The sequence below is a fragment of the Vibrio sp. Hep-1b-8 genome, from assembly GCF_006124995.1.
In the GTDB taxonomy this organism is placed as follows: domain Bacteria; phylum Pseudomonadota; class Gammaproteobacteria; order Enterobacterales; family Vibrionaceae; genus Vibrio.
The window spans coordinates 1-17,522 of the sequence record NZ_QEWN01000030.1 but is presented as its reverse complement, the minus strand read 5'-3'; the positions used below and the strand labels follow the sequence as shown (position 1 = coordinate 17,522).

Sequence of the window (17,522 nt, the reverse complement as noted above, 5' to 3'; positions counted from 1 at the left end):
CAAAAAGACCATTTTTCAAAAGGACGACATGCTTCTGCCTGTCTGGGATTAACTCCTGTTCAACATAGTAGTGGAGGCAAACAAAATATAGGGGCTATTGCTAAACGCTGTGGCAACAACACTCTGCGTAACGCCCTCTACAATGGAGCCATTGGGGTCGTTTGCAAATTAGAAAAGCGAGAAGCTCGTACATCAAAAGAGCAATGGCTTAAAGCAATGACGGTAAGACGTGGGAAAAAGGTTGCTGCAATAGCATTGGCAAATAAGACCGTACGAACAGCCTTCGCTATGATAGAAAGCGGAGAGGATTACAAGCCACAATTCCTTGTGGCTTAACAGAGTTAGTCAAAAAGACCGTGATAACGAACAGGTAAGACCAACCTTCAAGAGACTGTGCAACGCTTAGGTATTAAATACCGCTGCCAAGATAAAGTCATGACGGTGCGAACACATCAAAGTGGCCCGAGATAGCTTCTCAACTAGAGCCCGTATATAAGCAAGCATCTAACCTTCGTTAACAATACTTTTTGACAACAATAGGGAGTCCATATAAGCGTTGCGAATCCCACTTAAATGCTTGTTAGAAAAGGGACTGTTGATCTGGGTGTACATAGTCTGTGACCATACCATTCGAAGCCAGATCTAATCCAAAGTTCTGAATTACCGCCAAGATTATACGTACAAACTCGCCAGTTATATCCAGTGCGTTTTGAGCTTCAGCATGCGAACAATCAACAGCAGCATGCATTATCGAATTACGTTTTTTTTGAATTTGGTCTCGCTCTTTCCATAATGTGACATCGGACCCTTTTCTTTGGTAGCCACTAATGGAGCAACCCAAATCAACATTTTCATCTATTACGTTAAACACCAAGTCCTTAAACCTATCAACCCCTGTCTGCTTAAGTAGCGAACTGGAAATCATTTCTGCTGCATATTCATTGTGCACCATTCCATATATAATCGGTTTGAGCAAAACAGACTTAATTAGCACTTCAATTGATATAGCAGAGTAGATCAACGATATCGTAGGATCTGTATCTAGAGTGTTCTTACTTTTTTTTAGAAACTTAATAGCATTGACTGCCAAACTTGGATTTATTCGATAATAAGACTGCATGCGTTCAAAGATAAATTCTTCGATTGCTTGTTCTCGATGCTCATCGTAAAGCTCTTCCCTTAACTCGTCTTCAATACTTGAATATAGTTCACTCATGTATTGATCTTGCAGTGCATCTTCCCATTCGTACGACAATGTAACCTCCCTTTTCTAACGAATGACATGGATTCCCCCTCCCGAGGATCTGCCACACTTAAGTGGAATACATTTGCACCGGAGGCACCATGTCTGATTATTCTTATTTTTGCGGTATCGACCTAGCTAAAAACCATTTTAGTCTTCATGCTGTCGACCAAAATGGAAAAGTCCTACTTCATAAGTCGGTTACTCGCTCTAAACTGCTGACTACAATAGCAAATATGCCACCTATGCGAATAGGTGTTGAAGCGTGTGGTGGTGCACATTATTGGGCGAGAACATTACGCAAACTCGGTCACGATGCTCGTATCATTGCGGTTAAGTATGTCACGCCATATCGAACCAAAGGAAAAAATGACCTCAATGATGCGGTCGCTATATGCTAAGCCGTGCAAAGACCTGCCACTCGCTTTGTTCCTGTCAAATCCCCTGAGCAACAAGCTATCTTATCGGTTCATCGAATGAGAGAACATTGGGTGCGCGAGCGTACCGCATTGATGAATCGTATCCGTGCACTACTTTCTGAATTTGGTTTGATCATCCCCGTTGGTCGCGCTTCATTAATGAGGCTAGTGCCTGATATGCTTGAGAACCCTGAGAACGAGCTTCCTAACTTAGCACGTGCTACGCTAGCTGAGGCTCATATGTATTAGTTCCGACTAGATCTGAATTAGTACAGATAACGACTAACCCGCTCCACTTCTTTCAATGCAATACTGTCAGCAGGAATTCCGACTTGGCTCACATCCAATGGATACCACTTAACTTCATCAGCCTCTTGAGCTGTAATATCTCCAGTCCATGCACTAACAATGAAATAATGGATTAACTGCAGTTCTTTCGTTGGGTGGTAAAGAGAACATAAATATTTGTATTCAGTTGGAATAACATTGAGCTCTTCACTTAATTCACGGAACAACGCCTGAATTTGAGTTTCACCATATTCAATATGGCCACCAGGTATAGTGATCAAACCGGGATCAGTTTCCTTTTGCTCACTGCGTTTTTCTAGCAATACCTCTGAACCATTTAGCATGATAAAAGAGATACATTCATTTACTTCCATCTATATGTTCCCTTAAATTGTCGTTTTTCATCCTTCAAAAATGCAGTCATTCTCATATCAACTCAACTGATAATCAATAATTTGTGACACATGAAAGGAAGTTAAGCTGCAAGATGCAGCCTAGTAACAAGAATGATGAGTAATCAACTCAATCGAATAATTTTTAGTAGGGCAAACGCACGCCCCTTGAATTATGTAGAGTATTTAATCTAAGTAATTTCGGGGAACTTCTGAGTTAGGAAGTGCCAACTGTGAAGTGTGAACACCAAGCGATTCTGTCGTACCTTAATTACCAAGCGACTTTGTCGTTCGCTTAATTACCGAGGGAATTTGACGGCCTCTATTTTTGCGTAATCCTCTAAAGGATATCCAAAGACTCGACGCCTTTAAAGCAAATTGACGAGTAAACCAACTCAATACGTTGCTTTAATATACATTAAATGAATCCCTGTCGGGGTTATCTAGGTTAACCATTCCATTACAGCCCTTCAATAAAATTTGAGGATTTAGAAAGGAATACCTAATATCCCAAATTGATATTCTATCCCCATAAATACAAACACAAAAAAAATACTCAGGAAACTAAACCTCAAGCATTCTGTATTCAACCGGTACAACCAATAAACACTTCCAAGCTCTTTTTTTATACCGTTACGCCAGTATTGAATTTCTTCCTTTGAATGACGATGAAACCAACTAAATGCCTGCTGGCTAGAGCGGATCCATGCAAACGATGGGAAATGAGCCCATCCCTGTATTTTTTTTGGAGCATAGATATCAAGTTTATCGATCAAATAGTCTCTTCTGTTTCGAAGAAGAAATATAATGATTGGTAATGTTATTAAGTTGCCAAGTACAGATACAATCATAACCACAATACTTATCACCATCCCTCCCCAGAAAGGAAGCCAAAGCAAAGCTGAAACACCATTAATCATAATAGGCTCTCAATATAATCTACGGTTGAACTCATAAACTCAACAGTATCATCATACAAGTCAAAAACAGCGTATTCGGCCTTATCTCCTATATAGTTTGATAGATCCACACCATACAATCCCCAAATATACAAACCTCCGGCCATAGGAATAATCGACAAACCACGAGAAACAGGGACCAATTTAACTCCCACAAAACCAATCCCTTCCCCTACACCGACATTCATAGCAATAGATGCTGTGTTTTTCACACCTGCTCGCATACACGCTTCAGAAAACCCTTCGTCTTTGGCACACACTTTTGCGATATCCATAAAGTTATCACGTACTCCCAAAATGGTGGCTACCCATGCTGCACGCCCCAAGAGCTTACTAAACTCCATCGACTTTTTATACAAAGCCGTCATATCAATGCCGCTTACCGCTTTCGAAAAATCTTGTGCTTTATAGATCTGTTTCTTACCTACATTCAGATAATAATTGACCTTTTTTGCCTGAATGTTTTTGATGTAATTCGGCGCACCAAATTGAGTCGATATCGTTTGAACTTCTCTTTGAAAGGTTCGAGCTTGCTTGCGCCATAGTTTGTAGTCAGGGTTTGACTTCAATTTATCTCCCGCAACGCCTTTGGTCGATTCTCCTACATACTTTGAATAGTTATCAAATCGTTGAAACTCCTTTTGGAGCCTTTCCGCTTGAATCTTCATTCCTACAATGCCAGAGCCTACCGAAGCAATCATTTGATTGGTAAAGTTTGATTCTTTAACCTCCCCATCATCTACTTCATAAACCGTCGAGTTGGGCATCGCTGTTGATGTAAGCATGACACTGGCGAACTCTTCATGGTGGTCAGAAAACCACTCTTGCTGTTCTTCCGAAAGTGTAAAAAACAACTCAGCCAATTCAGAAACCTGAGTAATGGCTTTTGCTTCATCTGGATGCACCGTTTTCCAAGGCGAAACGACAATAGGCATCCCTTTAGTTAAAAAGTGGAACGTTCTTTTTAAGTGCGGATTCAATTTGATAATGTGCTGAACGATTTCATTAGAGTCAGTCTGGTATACATCCTTAGCAAATGTTTTTATATCTATCTTTTCGCCCGAGAAAATTATATACACGTCATCAATATCGTTAAGCTCATTCGACTCCTCAAAGCCCGCAGTGGTCTGAGAATGAGGGGCTGATGTAATTGGTTTTCCTGCGATGCTCGGTTGTGTTGCACTGGCGAGAGATTGAGATGAAGCAGCATCAGCTGAGCGACCGCTAAAGGAGACACCTTGCCCCAAGCTCACACCCGACCCCATATTGATATTGACACCCTGCCCTATATTGACGCCTGCACCCATATTAATTGAGCCAGACATTTGAGGCCCAAGACTCACGGCGTCGCCACTCGAAAGCACAAAACAATTGCCACATCCGGTATCAACCGGATCGTCTTTCATCGCTATCAGCTTACCACCAATCTTAATATTTCGCGGGCGGCCCTGGATGATTGGACCGACTCCACGACAGTTTTCATCCCCACAAGTGCAGGTAGCTTGGTCTCCCAAGAGACTCACATCCAAGTTGTTAATTTTTACGCCAGCAGTGCCTGTTAAGACTTTTCCGCCTGTAGTGGTTGGGGTTCCAACGGTGACGGCATTATTAAACATGATGCTTACCAACTTGAAGAAACGTTCAACGTACTCGCAAGCATAAGCAATTGATTTTTTATCAACAAACTCAACGGACAAACCCTAGGCAAAAGGTCACATAATCGACAATTGAGGAAAATTCGACTATTTACCCATTTGTTTTTTACTGGAACCAATAAAGGGGCGGAAAAAAGCCAGCTACAGAAGCTAGCTCATTGTTGGACAATAATATGCTAGACCTCATGCTCTAGAACGTTTATGTCGGATTAGGAAAATTATGTTGATTCCTTGATCGTTTGTTAGGTGTTTTTATGCTTACTAGGGATAGTCGACTTTATTTCTAGGAATGAAAATACCTTTGATGCAATTAGGGTTTAACACTGCAATTTGAATATGATTTTGCTGCCTAAAGCCTGCATTAGGGTAGAGCTCATCTCCTTCCCAAAAAGCTGCTCTAACAGTGTCAAAATGAATGCCTTGATCTCTTGCCAGCTCGTGAGCCCAGCGAATTACTGCACAATCAAGCTCTCTCTTGCGGAAATCAAAATCATTGGGACCAAACCCTTGGTTTACTGGTAGTTCTTTACCTTCTTTTTCTAAAGTCTCTTTGAGATCTTCATATGCAACTTTCAAGAAGTCCAAGTGTTCTTGATCGAGTAAATCAAGACAGTTGCCTAAGTCAATAACAGTACCGAGGACGAATGGTTCTTTGATTTTGGAATGTTTACGCTTGCTATCTTCTACTGCGTATTGATTTGCTCGCTCAAAGTTATTTTCCCAAAAGTAAGTCCCCTGACCGAGCCAATCATAATCGTTATTACTGCGTTTAAATTCATCCTCATGCTGCAAGATTTTGGTTGCTGCTTGCTTGTCAATTCCATGAAAGCCATAAACAAATGAGGTTTTATTATTGTACATTACGCCGTAATCGCCTTACCTGCTTCTTTATCCTTTTCTACAGTTTCTTCAGAAAAGTAACGTTCAGAGTAGTACCCATTCTTATCAATAATCTGAGCTTTTTTGAGCATCCTTACCCGTGCAGCACGGCTTCGCTTTGGCGAGGCCGACCTAACTTTATTTGTTAACTCTTTGATAGACATAGAAAAGGCTCCATACTTTACTTTCTTTTGTACATTGTAGCTCCATAGCCAATTTTTAGCCACTTTCGTACACCTAGCTAAGAACAGTTGCAAAATATATGGCACTAAATTTTGCGAAGAAAAATTCGTGACATATATTTTGTCAATTAATTCGCCTTGCTAGGTAAATTCTACTCAATATATTTAGATGCAAATTTGGCTAATTCTTGTGCTCTTGATGGTTCCCAACCATTTTGAATGGCAAACTGCCTTACCACTTCAGAAGATGCGGACACGCCATTTTTTCTAAGTTCTGAAAATAATCTTTTTGCCATATCTTTATCTGATGGGTGTGCCAAGCCAGTAGACATATTGATACAACGACCCAATTTCAAAACAACGTCTTGAACGGGCTGTGTTAAAGAATTAGTTGGCGCATTCCATGATTGCTTGCCAACTACTTGAGGATTCCACGTCGAAAGCCAACGTTTACCCTCTTCCTCATTCCAAGGTAGGAAAACAATGCTATTTACGTTACGGACACCATCGATTACGTCCATATCTTTACCCGTTAGATATGCTGAAAGCAAGACATCATATCCACCGAATGATCTGATATTTTTGGGTATTTCAAAAGTAAGCGAGACCCCATTTCCTAAATTTACTGCAGATCCTTTAGTCAAAGCTTTTGCAGCTTGGTCACCCAAAAAACCAGCTACGTCTGAAGAAGTAAACGTGCCCTTTGTTGGAAATACCAATGTTATATTACTTAACCCACTAGCCTGACAAACTTGGAATGCTTGAGCAAATGCTAACTTGATCGATTCCTGATTAGAACCGTGATTTTCAACTAAATACCTAGAAACTGACATTTGTCCTCCTTTACCTAACGCCCGCATCACTCGAAGATTTGTAGTGGAGGCGAAGCCGCAACGAAAAATCCGTCGCTGTGCTTGCGTTTGTTAGGCATTGTATTTCTTGATTACAAAGTAACACATTGAAGAACACATATTACGCCCCAAGCGAACAAACTCTTCATGACTAAAACCAAGCGGAATATGTGCCCCATTGCTAACAAAGCTAAACACAGATGCGAGAGCTTTTTCTTCATTTTGATCTATGAAACTAACAGATTTTAGATATGCAAGTGACGGACCCCATGTATTTCCGCTGCCTGTAGGGCTAAATCCTTTTGAACATGCAATTTCCCTAACCAGTGTTTCAAGCGCAATACGAATATTCGTTAAGCTACCGTTGTAATCAGGCTGGGCTTTCACAAAGTCATCAGCGGAAGCATTAATAGATCGCTTCACATTATCTCTATTTTGTAGAGAAGAGTTATCAAGCTCTTTCAGCAGAGCATCCTCTACCGGCTCGTGCCCTTTGAAATTTGGGTCCAGCGATTCAATGGTGTCATTTTCGATCTTGTAACCATCTAGCAATAGAGATTGCTTAAGAATTGAGTATTGATCGTCAAATTTGTACCTCGGAGATGTTTGGTTACGCAATGTTTTATTGGTTTGTATAATTTCGATAAACATCTCGGTCAGAGTATCTTCTGATGCAACCGTAACTTCATTGCTAATACCGGCAGGCGAAGAAGCCATTTGAGGGTCAAAACCAAATTTATCTAAAATCACATAGACTGTTGGTTTTTCTATTACTCCCAAAAGCTGACTTAATGAAAACTTTGTTCTTCTAGATACTTGCATATGTCCTCAGTCTCTTGAGATGTCTAACAGTGCTTTTTCAGCAGACACTGTCTGTATAATATTTTCAGAAAATATAGACACCATATCAGCAACATACTGTTCTAACTGTCTGTATAATCATAATTGCTCAACTCGGCTCATAATCTGCTATTAGTAAATGTAGGTCAAGAACTGACATGAGAAAGTGGTCAGGAATTGGATGCTGAATGATTTTGGGGCATTTTTGTGTTACATGCCCCGCCAGCACACATCTGGACAGAAATCATTTTCGGGAAACCATACATTAGCAAAACATAAATAAGTAGAGGTATGGCAAAGCTAGTTGTGAGGAGCTAGTGCGATGAGTAAAATCGTGGGTTTATTATGTTTATCCCATTTGTGAATGCCCTGTTCTCTAAAATGGTGAAGATAAACTCTTAGGCTTACTATAGTAAACGAGTTGAAATAAAAAGGCTTGGTCACTCCAAGCCCTTTAATGGTTAATTCGTGATTTTAGAAGTAGTAGGTCGAACCAATGTTGAATGATACCGTGTTAGCGAAACTATCAAATTGGTATTTAACATTCGCTCCAACCGTTAATTGTGAATACACTTCATATTCAATTCCTACAGCAGCCAAACCACCTATCTCATTGGATGTATTTGAGTAACTACTTTTAGGTGTAATGGATTCAACATCAGTTAGTTCATTTTCATATTCAAGGTAATGAGAACCGCTTACATCGTACTGAGTATAAGTTAAGCCTGCCTTAAATTTGGCTTGCCATTTTTCACTCAGTGTATACGTATAAACAGGAGCTAGAGTGAATTGCTTTGCTTTTACTTTTGAATTCCATTCTTCTTCTGTTTTTATGTATGTTGCAGGGTCATATTTCACAAATAGTGAACGATCATCATCCAATTCAAACTGACTATAACCAAATTCAATCGCCCAAGATGGCGTTAATGAATAACCTACAAATCCACTTAAAATGCCCTCTTCATTCGATGGTACCAGTGTAACCGGAGATGATGTGAAGTTACTTTGTGTATCGTGACTAGTTGAACCGAAACCGTATTCTAAACCGACATAAGGTGCTGAAACTGCACTGAAAGATACGCCTGCTAGTATTAATGAAAGTAATATTTTATTCATATAAAAATTCTCTATGGTTATCTTGCGTGATTATCAATCATTTAATGTGAAGCGTTTGTAGACATATAAAATACTTACAGGACTTTTATCGCATCCACATCAATCTTTACACCTGATATGTTTTTATCGATTTCACCCATAATTTGTACGTTTGTTGTTGGTGTGACAGACTGGCCGAACCACTTGTCGTGGTCAATTTCTACAGTAACTTCACCTGTAGAATCAGCAAAGAGATACATTTCTCCGCCAAGAGATGATTTGATATGACCTGTCAATGTTACAGGCATATCGTCACTGAATATCCCTGCCTCAGGAACTTGTGCTACTGTAGAAATGCCTTGTGTAGGCCCTGAAAAGCCAGATTGTGTTTGAGCAACATTACCAGTGAAACCTTGTGCAAAGATACTGCTAGAAGCAACAAGAGCAAAAGTGGACATTAGAAGTTTTGTTTTCATCATTGATTCTCTGTTTTTATGGACTGAATTTGCATTAACGTTATCAACATGAATGGAGGTTGATTATTGATTTCATTTTTCTGCTTCCACTTCACGTGCGATATTTTGGTTGTTGATGATTACACCTTCCACTTCAACTCGAGAACCATTTAGGTTGTGTTGACTTAAACCTTCGAAACGAGTTTGAGCGTCAATCACAACCGTGTTGTTCGACATAGTTTGGTCAGCGTCATTCTCACAACGCGTTACTTGGAAAGTCTCAGTGTTGACATCGTAGTTGGATACCACACCTTCACATTCAAACTCTTTACCTTGCCAGTTGCTGTCGTGGTCGCCATCAAAATCAGGGCCGTCGATTTCAACGTTTGTCGCTGTACGAACACCATTTTTCATTACGGATGTCACTTCAACTTCTTGGCCTTGTTTAAGATCAGCTTTGGTACCATCTTCAAAACGTGTTGCGTTATCGATAGCGAAGTTACCACGGTAGTTTAATGAGAATTGGCTGTAATCGTTCGCAACCCATGTCACGATGCCTTCCACATCATTATCTCCAACAAGGCTGTCATAGTTTTCAACTTCTACTTCGGTTGCTACAAAAAGGTCGCCTTGCATTGAGCCTTCAGCTTCAACCCATTGACCAACTTCTAAGCCATCAACACGGTCGTAAGAAACGGTCGTGTTTGCACCCAGTTTGAAGGTGCTGTTATTTGCATCAATGCTTGAGATACGGCCTTCGATTTCATCAGGACCGTTGTAGTCGAAGTCAAACTTCACAACGGATAGCACTTTGTAGCCAGCATCAGCGGTTGGTAGTGAGGACACCATAACCCAATCGCCTTGGTCGATTTCATTACTCAAACCTTCAAAATGAAGTTCGACACCGTTAACAGTGAAGGTTTTGTTTACATGATCAATTGCCGTCACTGTGCCAGTCATGGTTGGCTCTAGCGTAACGACTACTGGTTCCTCTGTCGATTTCTCTGTTCCAGAACCAACTTGAACCATCATGTTTGGCTGAACAGCACCTAGATTCGTTTCTTTTGAACCATACATCACTTCAGAAACACGATAGGTATAGCCGTTTACTGTAATGGTGCTTTTCGCTTCGTTGACTGATTCAACCGTACCAATTGCAGTGCTGGGCTTCGCAACAGGTTGTGGTGTTGAACCACCACTGTCACTAGACCCGCCACAACCAGATAATGCTACACCCACTGCCGTTACAAGCGCTAATTTTTTCATGATAGCGACCTATTTTTGAAAGCTTATTTATGAATTTGGTTGTATCTTATGACGCGTATCGTGAAGTGTTTGTGAAGAAACGTGAGCCTATGAAAATATTAATTGTCGATGATAATCACAATGTTTCAGAAACTATTGCTGATTATCTAGAACTGGAAGGGATAACGATAGATTGCGCTTACCATGGAGAGGCTGCGCTAAATTTAATTCAAGAAAATCATTATGATGTCATCATTATGGACATCATGATGCCAAAACTCGATGGCATTAGTACGGTTGAGAAACTGCGTCAAGAATTCTTATGTGGAACGCCAATTTTATTCTTAACCGCCAAAGATACCTTAGATGACAAAGTGGCTGCGTTTAATGCGGGTGGCGATGATTATTTGATAAAGCCTTTTGCGATGCAAGAGCTTAGCTTGAGAGTTCACTCTCTGGCCAATCGAGGCCCAAGACAAGACATCGGCACGCTGAAGTTTGCTGATATTAGTGTGGATGCCCGCACTAATGAAGTGACTCGGATGGGGAAGCATATCAAGCTCAGTCGCATTCAAACCAAAATCCTAAAGCTATTATTGAGACGTGCCCCTTCAGCGGTTTCTCGTACTGAAGTGATTGAGAATGTGTGGGGTGACGAGCCGCCGGGGAGTGACGCGCTAAGAAGCCATATTTATGGCTTAAGAACGGCACTCGATAAGGGTTTTGATAATTCCAGATTAGAGACGATTCATGGACAAGGTTACCGACTCAAAGCATAAAGAATACCCAAGTATATACCGTAAGATCCGCTGGAGTTTTGGTTTGATGACCTTTGTGATGTTTACGTTGTTTTGGTCACTGATCTACGTTGCGGAGAACAAACTTGAAGTCTTGAGTTTGCATCATTGGCTAGATACAGAAGTTGAGCTTTATAAAGAGAACTACCAAAAGGAGGGTTGGGAGGCGCCATTACCCAATGTACGGGAGTTTGACTCTTATTGGAGCGAAGCGCCAACGCCGGATTGGTTACTATCGTTTAAGTTCCCTGGATTCTACGAATATCTTTTAGGGGAAGAGGATAAGCACTTCGTAGTGTTTGAGCATCCTTCTGGAAAAGGTTTGATGTACATCGTGTTCCAAGATGACTCAGACGACTATTTGGATGAATACGAAAGCTCGTTGCATCAGTTTACATTTTTCTTAGGGGGCTTGTTCTCCATTATCATGGTCGGGTATGGCGTATACATGGTCCGGATTTTGTCTCGACCTTTAGCTAAGATCGAAGACAAAATTGGTCACATGCCCCCAGATCAACCGACGTTTAATGTTGATACCAAATTCAGTGAGACTCGCCATATTGAGCAGACGTTGCTCGACAGCAAAAATGAGATTGCAGGTTACTTCCGTCGTGAACAAGAGTTTAGCCGCTTTGCCTCTCATGAGTTACGCACGCCAATCATGGTAATCAAAGGCTCTGCCGATATTTTAGCTCTTGTGCCGGATCAGCCTCCGGTGGCTCAAAAGGCGGTGAGACGCATGCAAACGGCTTGTGAAGAGATGCGAGTGTTAACTGAAGCGTTCCTCTTGTTGGGCAAAGAGAAAGTTGAAGCTCAACATTACGCGGATCACGCTTTACTAGGGTGCTTGAATCAACAATTAGCGGAACTGGCACCACTATTTGCTAAACAGGGTGCAGAGTACAAACTGGATGAGCTAAATAGCGGTGTGGTGCATGCGCCTGAAAGCTTTGTGACAATCGTGATCAACAACCTGATCAAGAACGCATTCAGTTATAGTATCGGAGATATCGAAATTGTCCTTAATGGTACTCAATTGACCATAGTGAACCGTCACGATGGTAATGAGACTTACAATGCTGGCTATGGATGTGGCTTAGTGATCGTTGAACGTATCTGTGAACGCATGAGGTGGCCGTTTGAACTCAATGATGATGGAGCGAGGTTTACTGCTAAGGTTGATTTTATGCTCTCGTAAGATAATTGTATCTGGAAGGTAGACCTATCGCCCCTTAAACACTCTTAGCGAATATTTTAGCCACTTTTCAAGGACAGCTATCTTGAATAGTTTGTAACACTTTCAAAGCAATTTACAGGGTAAAATCAGTATGTTCATTTGGAGCGAGAATCATAAATGAATCCCCATATTTCATACATTGTAAGCTTTGGGTGTCAGATTAGATAAATTTGGGAGAAATACGATTATCTATGACCGCAAGCTTTTTGGCAAAAATGAAAATGGGGCAGAAACGTGTCAGAACAGTTTCTGCCTAGTACATATAAGGGTATTGATGTGCTACCGCTTATCTAGCCCTAACAATAATCAGACGTTCGTCAATTGCAGGACCTTTTGTGTAGCTATAGTCAAAAGTAAAACTATTGGATTCTATGGTTCTGTTTGTGTTCCCCCAGAATGCGTCATTGAGAGGTTGAGATTCTGTTGGAGCATATATATTTATTAGCGCATCGAGTGCTCTTTGAGCTTCTCGCTTGTCAGCGTGAATGCCATATCCGACATCCTTAGACCAATCGTTCCACATAAGTTTAATATTAGCTACTTTGCCTGTACCGGCTTTTTCGTTAATAAACCACTTAACTGTTTCTGCTCTTCCTTGTATACATCCATATAGGGCACCCCAATTACCAGATGCAGGTGTTATCTTAGGGGTTCTGCATTCAAGAGCTTTTGTTGCCAATTTACTTTCTAGTACAAAGGTGTCAAACCCACTTTTTACAGGAGTATGTGACTCAGCTGAATATCGCTTAGTATGTCTCTCACTCTTGTTTTCCGTGTCGTTTTCTCGTTTGGTACGTTTGACCTTATCAAGTGTTTTTTTTAACTCAGCGAGTTCTTTTTCTTCAGCTTCGGCAGCAGACTTCCTTTCACTTTCTTTCTTCAAGCTTTGTTCTGCCGCATTTTGAATGTTGATTTTGATTTGATTACGCTTGCTAATTATATCTGACTCGAAAGCCATTGTAGCTTCTGTCCATGTATTGTTAGGGACAAGGTATTTATCATAAAAAGCTTTGAAATCACGTGTAAAGGCGACGCTGAACATTACCTTTTCTTTGTTTTTTAAACTGTATATTTCATTTGTGAAGCCATTCCCTGCACAATGCTTTAGTGTTTTTTCTGATATGTCAGCCAGCTCTCTCACTCCTTTTAATCCATGAGTTAATTGTTCATACTGTTTGATTAAAAGCGCTGTGTTATTTTCGAAGTCTTTATCCATTACCTCGGTAAATAGAACTATAGAATCCCTTTTTAATCGTTGGGCTTTCATGTTGGCATCACTACAATCATTAGCGTACGACAAGCTAGGTATACCAATCATGATTGCTGCTACTAAAGCTCTCTTCTTCATCCATGCATCCTCATTCATAAGAGAAAGGATTATAACGAGGTTCTTGCCTTTAGGGCTAGGGGCTTTATGAAATGAGATTAAAACTAGTAGATTACGTCTGATACCCCCACAAAATTTCAACATGCACGTTTATAAGAATGAGGTTATTCCATTGCCATACGTATTAGTTAATCTATGGAAAAAATCGTCAAACAACTCACCCACTGAGTACCTTTCTAACTCGAATTGGGGCATAAACGTTCTAGCAGTTATCGTGCTGGCACGTCTCTGGACATGAACGTTTTATAGGTTTTGCTAAATTAGTAAATTACGGATTACTTTTCGTATCGAAAACTCACACTTAACTGGTCAGCATTTCTTATCCACTTAGATAAGTAAGTAACATAAGAGACTGCGCTGAGAACACAGTCTCTTTGAGAGTCACTGACAGGAGTTGATTGCAGTATCAACGGTATTTAAGATGTTATTGCACTTGATCTGATCAGGTTCGCGCCTGAAGTATTTCAACAGGTCTTGATTCGTAAAGTTTTCCCTATCAGAATCCGATAGGCGTTCGATCAACGATTCGCTTTGCTCTAGAAGCCCCTTTAATTGCTGGCTTTCATCGCAATGAACGAAAAATGAAATTCGACAAGATAGAGCATAGAGCCAAAGGTTAACATTGTACGCGTTGATGTAGGATGACCAACTGATCTGAGCGCTCAATGGTTTCCTGATTGTTCGAGCAAGCGAGTTGAATATTTTCCAGAGTTCACTGATGACATGTGCTTGGTCTGTTGTGTTAATATGTGCCACCAAAATGGCTAGCTCATCGGTGAATGCACCATCACCTTCAATTTTGAAATACAGGTTGTCACCACCATCAAGTATCGATCGCCACTGGGCTATCAGTTCTCCCAGCCATGTCCTTGACACTTGTGCTATATCAATCACCTTCATTTCGATCATAGGTATCAGCAAAGATTCTAGAATCCACGGCGTGGAGTGATGAAGTTTACCAAGTCTGTCACGTAGAGGTTGAAGGGTGTCTTGTAGTTGTTTGTCAGTCAATGGGGTTTCAAACAACTGAAGGAGTTTGATGATCAATTGTGATTTGGCATCAGAATTATCGTTATTTGCCTCGTTGATAAGCCAACATAAGACAGCTTTCTGTTCACAGGTTGACTTGACAAGGCTGAGTTTAGATAGTGCATCGGTACTGAAATTACCGTAGTTGATTGCATTCTTTAAGGCATGAAGCCCTAACCAAGTTGCTACGCTCGCATCGCTTTTAAGAAGCGCTTCGATCTTTTCGGGACTTTTATCAAATTCTAATCCCAAATAAATAATATAGAGTGCTTGCTCAACCAGAGCACGTTTTCGGTGATGTTCTCCAACAGTGTTAGAACATGCAACACTCAACCAGTCGATGAGGTCTTGAGGAGCTCTTGACCATAGGACTTTGAGGGCGTAATAGTCACTCCATGCAGTTTCAAAACCCGAGCCGCGGAGCACTCTACTTGGTTCTTCGTTAGACAGGAGAAGCTCGCGGAGGCTCTTCGCTCGGTAATGTTCTATATCGAGATAACTCTTTTTGATTTTTGCCGGTAGAGCATCGACTCTTAACGGGTTCAAATGTTCCAGAAGCTTCTGTTTCAGCTCACCAGATAAAGGGGAGTTATCTTCTATGGATAAACTACCTGCATGTGAGTAAGCCAGAACATAACCAAGTGCATCCCAAGCCGAGTGAAAATCTTGGAGTGGAAAACCTTCATTCCAGAATTTCGACGGAAGCTCTTCGAAGCGCTCTGGAGCAAGCTCTCCATCTTTCATGTACTTCTTAGAATGCATCATATCGAGCAGAGCAGAGCCAGAGAGCCCTGCTAACTCCTGGTCGTTCAGCCACCACGCAAAAACTTCACCTGACCGACAGGCGTCAATAAAGGAGGATTGATGGTTTAGTCCTACTCCACATGTTTTAATTTCAGGGCTATAAGTATTCGAGTCGAAAATGAGCTTTGCGGTAGGGGATTGCTTCCTACCCCCATGCAAAGTGCTCTGGATTATTCCATCAGCGAACTCGAATACGCTGGGCAATATATCAAGTGGGATTGGAGTTGCGAGCAATGGGAAGTTGTCATTGGCTCGCTGTATCGAGTTGGATAAGTGGTAGCCTGCGAGTGGTTTACCATCGGCTGATCGAATCAAGATCATTCGATCATGTATCTTGCTATCAGGCACAGCCAGCACCTTTAGCTGAACATTGCCGAAGTAACCATTGCCCCATCCATCACAACTCGCAAGCAATCGTTGGATGCGAGTTGGCTGTTTAGGCGACAGCTCGCTGTCCTTATTTGCCTGCTTCTCGGTGGTGATTATGAGGTAGTCTCCCTTTTCAGTGCCGAGCCTATTTAGAAGATTTATTCCGACATCTTCCATGAACGGATCGAACCAAGCTATTTGAGCATCATGATGTCGCTCGAATATACGGCGTAGCCAATCGACCAAGTGCAAACGACTTGTACCACCGCTACTAGAGAGTGTTAGAAAGAAACGTCCGGTCGATGCCTTCGGAAGTAAATTATTCACATTACTTTCAATCAGACAACTTTGACTAACCCATGGATCATTGAAGTGTCCACCAATGACCGAATGCGAATTCCGAACTGCCCGCGCAACACGTCCAGTAGCGTCAAGTTTTGCCTTCTCTCGGGCTGGCACTTGCTTCTCTAGCCAACCCATACGATCAGTTGAGCTAATCGGCTCAACCATCTGCATGTTCAGATTGACACCACGGACGAAGTACTTCCCTGTCTTTAGAAGCAGGTATGATTCCTCGCCAGCTTTCCCTAATGCATAGATCTCTAGAGTGAATGCTGTGGTCACTTGGCTCTTGAAGTCTTCGATTATGAATTTGTGCTCTAGCGGATAAGACATACTCTTATCAAGGCGAGAAACGTATGAAGCTTGCACGCTATCATTGCTATATGCATTCAATATAACCATTAGGTCGGCTGGTTCTTGTGTGAGCGACTCGAAGAGTTTAAGAGAGGAGTGTTTGCCTTTTAGTATGATCTCAAATTTGCGGCGTTCAGAATTGGTCAGGCCTGGGGCGCAGATAAATTCTAAATCACCCAAGCGCCAAGCATCTATCGTTGCGAAAGCCATCCCAGTGTCAGTATCCAGTTGTAAACCTCCCCTAAACTAGTGGCATACCATTTTAGAGTTCTTCGGCTTAGACTGAGCATAGAAGGAGAACCCGCGATGAAAAAATCACGTTACTCAGAAACACAAATCGTCAAAATCTTAAAAGAAGTGGAAGTGGGTCGTAAGGTCAATGAAGTGTGCCGTGAATACGGCATTTCAGATGCCACCTACTACAACTGGAAAGCAAAATACGGTGGGATGGAAGCCTCTGAAGTCAAACGCCTTAAAGACTTAGAAGAGGAGAATCGTCGCTTGAAAGCCATGTTTGCTGAGTTGAGCTTAGAGCATCGAATTCTCAAGGACATCGTAGAAAAAAAGCTGTAAAGCCAGCGATAAGACGCGAACTGGTTGAGTATGCCAGACAACGGCACAATGCCAGTTTACGTCTTGCTTGTCGCGCAGTTGGCATTAGTGATTCGGTTTATCGATACCAGCCTAAAGCGAATAACGA

At 41.5% G+C, this 17,522-nt stretch carries 16 protein-coding genes and 2 pseudogenes; 5 read left to right on the top strand and 13 right to left on the bottom strand.

Features of this window, described 5'->3' with window-relative positions; genetic code table 11:
• Window positions 1-336 (top strand): transposase (locus DA100_RS07165; protein WP_138971551.1); only part of this gene is annotated, 336 nt, incomplete at its 5' end.
• A 244-nt stretch (window positions 337-580) separates the two neighbouring features.
• Here the strand turns inward: DA100_RS07165 and DA100_RS07160 are convergent.
• Window positions 581-1,255 (bottom strand): hypothetical protein, encoded by a 675-nt coding sequence (locus DA100_RS07160; protein ID WP_138971550.1) that lies wholly within the window; start codon window positions 1,253-1,255, stop codon window positions 581-583.
• 89 nt (window positions 1,256-1,344) lie between these two features.
• On the opposite strand from DA100_RS07160, the pseudogene DA100_RS07155 reads away from it, so the two are divergent.
• Window positions 1,345-1,908: pseudogene (locus tag DA100_RS07155) on the top strand (IS110 family transposase); the annotation flags it as partial.
• Window positions 1,909-1,928: 20 nt separating this feature from the next.
• Here the strand turns inward: DA100_RS07155 and DA100_RS07150 are convergent.
• The 10 genes from DA100_RS07150 to DA100_RS07105 all read right to left on the bottom strand — a co-directional run bounded on the left by DA100_RS07150 (window position 1,929) and on the right by DA100_RS07105 (window position 10,524).
• Complete coding sequence (locus DA100_RS07150; protein ID WP_138971549.1) at window positions 1,929-2,324, bottom strand: NUDIX domain-containing protein; 396 nt, start codon at window positions 2,322-2,324, stop codon at window positions 1,929-1,931.
• Between the two features lie 506 nt (window positions 2,325-2,830).
• Window positions 2,831-3,262 carry a hypothetical protein gene (locus tag DA100_RS07145; protein WP_138971548.1) on the bottom strand — a complete coding sequence of 144 codons (432 nt, stop codon included), beginning with the start codon at window positions 3,260-3,262 and terminating at the stop codon, window positions 2,831-2,833.
• A complete protein-coding gene (locus DA100_RS07140) occupies window positions 3,259-4,998 on the bottom strand; it encodes a PAAR domain-containing protein (RefSeq protein ID WP_240800887.1) in 1,740 nt (579 codons plus the stop codon). Before DA100_RS07140 ends, DA100_RS07145 begins: the two co-directional genes overlap by 4 nt.
• Window positions 4,999-5,217: 219 nt before the next feature.
• Entirely contained in the window at window positions 5,218-5,817 is a 600-nt protein-coding gene (locus DA100_RS07135) for a hypothetical protein (RefSeq protein ID WP_138971547.1), read from the bottom strand.
• Window positions 5,817-6,062, bottom strand: coding sequence for a hypothetical protein (locus tag DA100_RS07130; protein ID WP_138971546.1), 246 nt, complete (start codon window positions 6,060-6,062; stop codon window positions 5,817-5,819). The genes DA100_RS07135 and DA100_RS07130 overlap by 1 nt, the downstream gene beginning before the upstream one ends.
• A gap of 107 nt (window positions 6,063-6,169) precedes the next feature.
• Window positions 6,170-6,850, bottom strand: coding sequence for a hypothetical protein (locus DA100_RS07125; protein WP_138971545.1), 681 nt, complete (start codon window positions 6,848-6,850; stop codon window positions 6,170-6,172).
• A gap of 90 nt (window positions 6,851-6,940) precedes the next feature.
• Entirely contained in the window at window positions 6,941-7,690 is a 750-nt protein-coding gene (locus DA100_RS07120; protein WP_138971544.1) for a hypothetical protein, read from the bottom strand.
• Window positions 7,691-8,182: 492 nt separating this feature from the next.
• Complete coding sequence (locus tag DA100_RS07115) at window positions 8,183-8,824, bottom strand: AcfA family outer membrane beta-barrel protein (RefSeq protein ID WP_138971543.1); 642 nt, start codon at window positions 8,822-8,824, stop codon at window positions 8,183-8,185.
• Between the two features lie 74 nt (window positions 8,825-8,898).
• Window positions 8,899-9,279, bottom strand: coding sequence for a NirD/YgiW/YdeI family stress tolerance protein (locus DA100_RS07110; protein WP_138971553.1), 381 nt, complete (start codon window positions 9,277-9,279; stop codon window positions 8,899-8,901).
• Between the two features lie 72 nt (window positions 9,280-9,351).
• The gene (locus tag DA100_RS07105) at window positions 9,352-10,524 is read right to left on the bottom strand and encodes a DUF5666 domain-containing protein (protein WP_138971542.1); all 1,173 of its coding nucleotides are present in this window, start codon (window positions 10,522-10,524) and stop codon (window positions 9,352-9,354) included.
• Between the two features lie 89 nt (window positions 10,525-10,613).
• Between DA100_RS07105 and DA100_RS07100 the strand changes: the two genes are divergently transcribed.
• Entirely contained in the window at window positions 10,614-11,282 is a 669-nt protein-coding gene (locus tag DA100_RS07100; RefSeq protein ID WP_138971541.1) for a response regulator transcription factor, read from the top strand.
• Window positions 11,254-12,498, top strand: a complete 1,245-nt coding sequence (locus DA100_RS07095; RefSeq protein WP_138971540.1) for a HAMP domain-containing sensor histidine kinase — start codon at window positions 11,254-11,256, stop codon at window positions 12,496-12,498. The genes DA100_RS07100 and DA100_RS07095 overlap by 29 nt, the downstream gene beginning before the upstream one ends.
• A gap of 325 nt (window positions 12,499-12,823) precedes the next feature.
• On the opposite strand, the gene DA100_RS21115 is transcribed toward DA100_RS07095, so the two are convergent.
• Both DA100_RS21115 and DA100_RS07085 read right to left on the bottom strand, forming a co-directional pair.
• The gene (locus DA100_RS21115; RefSeq protein WP_206208553.1) at window positions 12,824-13,885 is read right to left on the bottom strand and encodes a hypothetical protein; all 1,062 of its coding nucleotides are present in this window, start codon (window positions 13,883-13,885) and stop codon (window positions 12,824-12,826) included.
• 420 nt (window positions 13,886-14,305) lie between these two features.
• Window positions 14,306-17,050 carry a VPA1262 family protein gene (locus DA100_RS07085; RefSeq protein WP_276608335.1) on the bottom strand — a complete coding sequence of 915 codons (2,745 nt, stop codon included), beginning with the start codon at window positions 17,048-17,050 and terminating at the stop codon, window positions 14,306-14,308.
• Window positions 17,051-17,128: 78 nt separating this feature from the next.
• On the opposite strand from DA100_RS07085, the pseudogene DA100_RS07080 reads away from it, so the two are divergent.
• Window positions 17,129-17,522: pseudogene (locus DA100_RS07080) on the top strand (transposase); the annotation flags it as partial.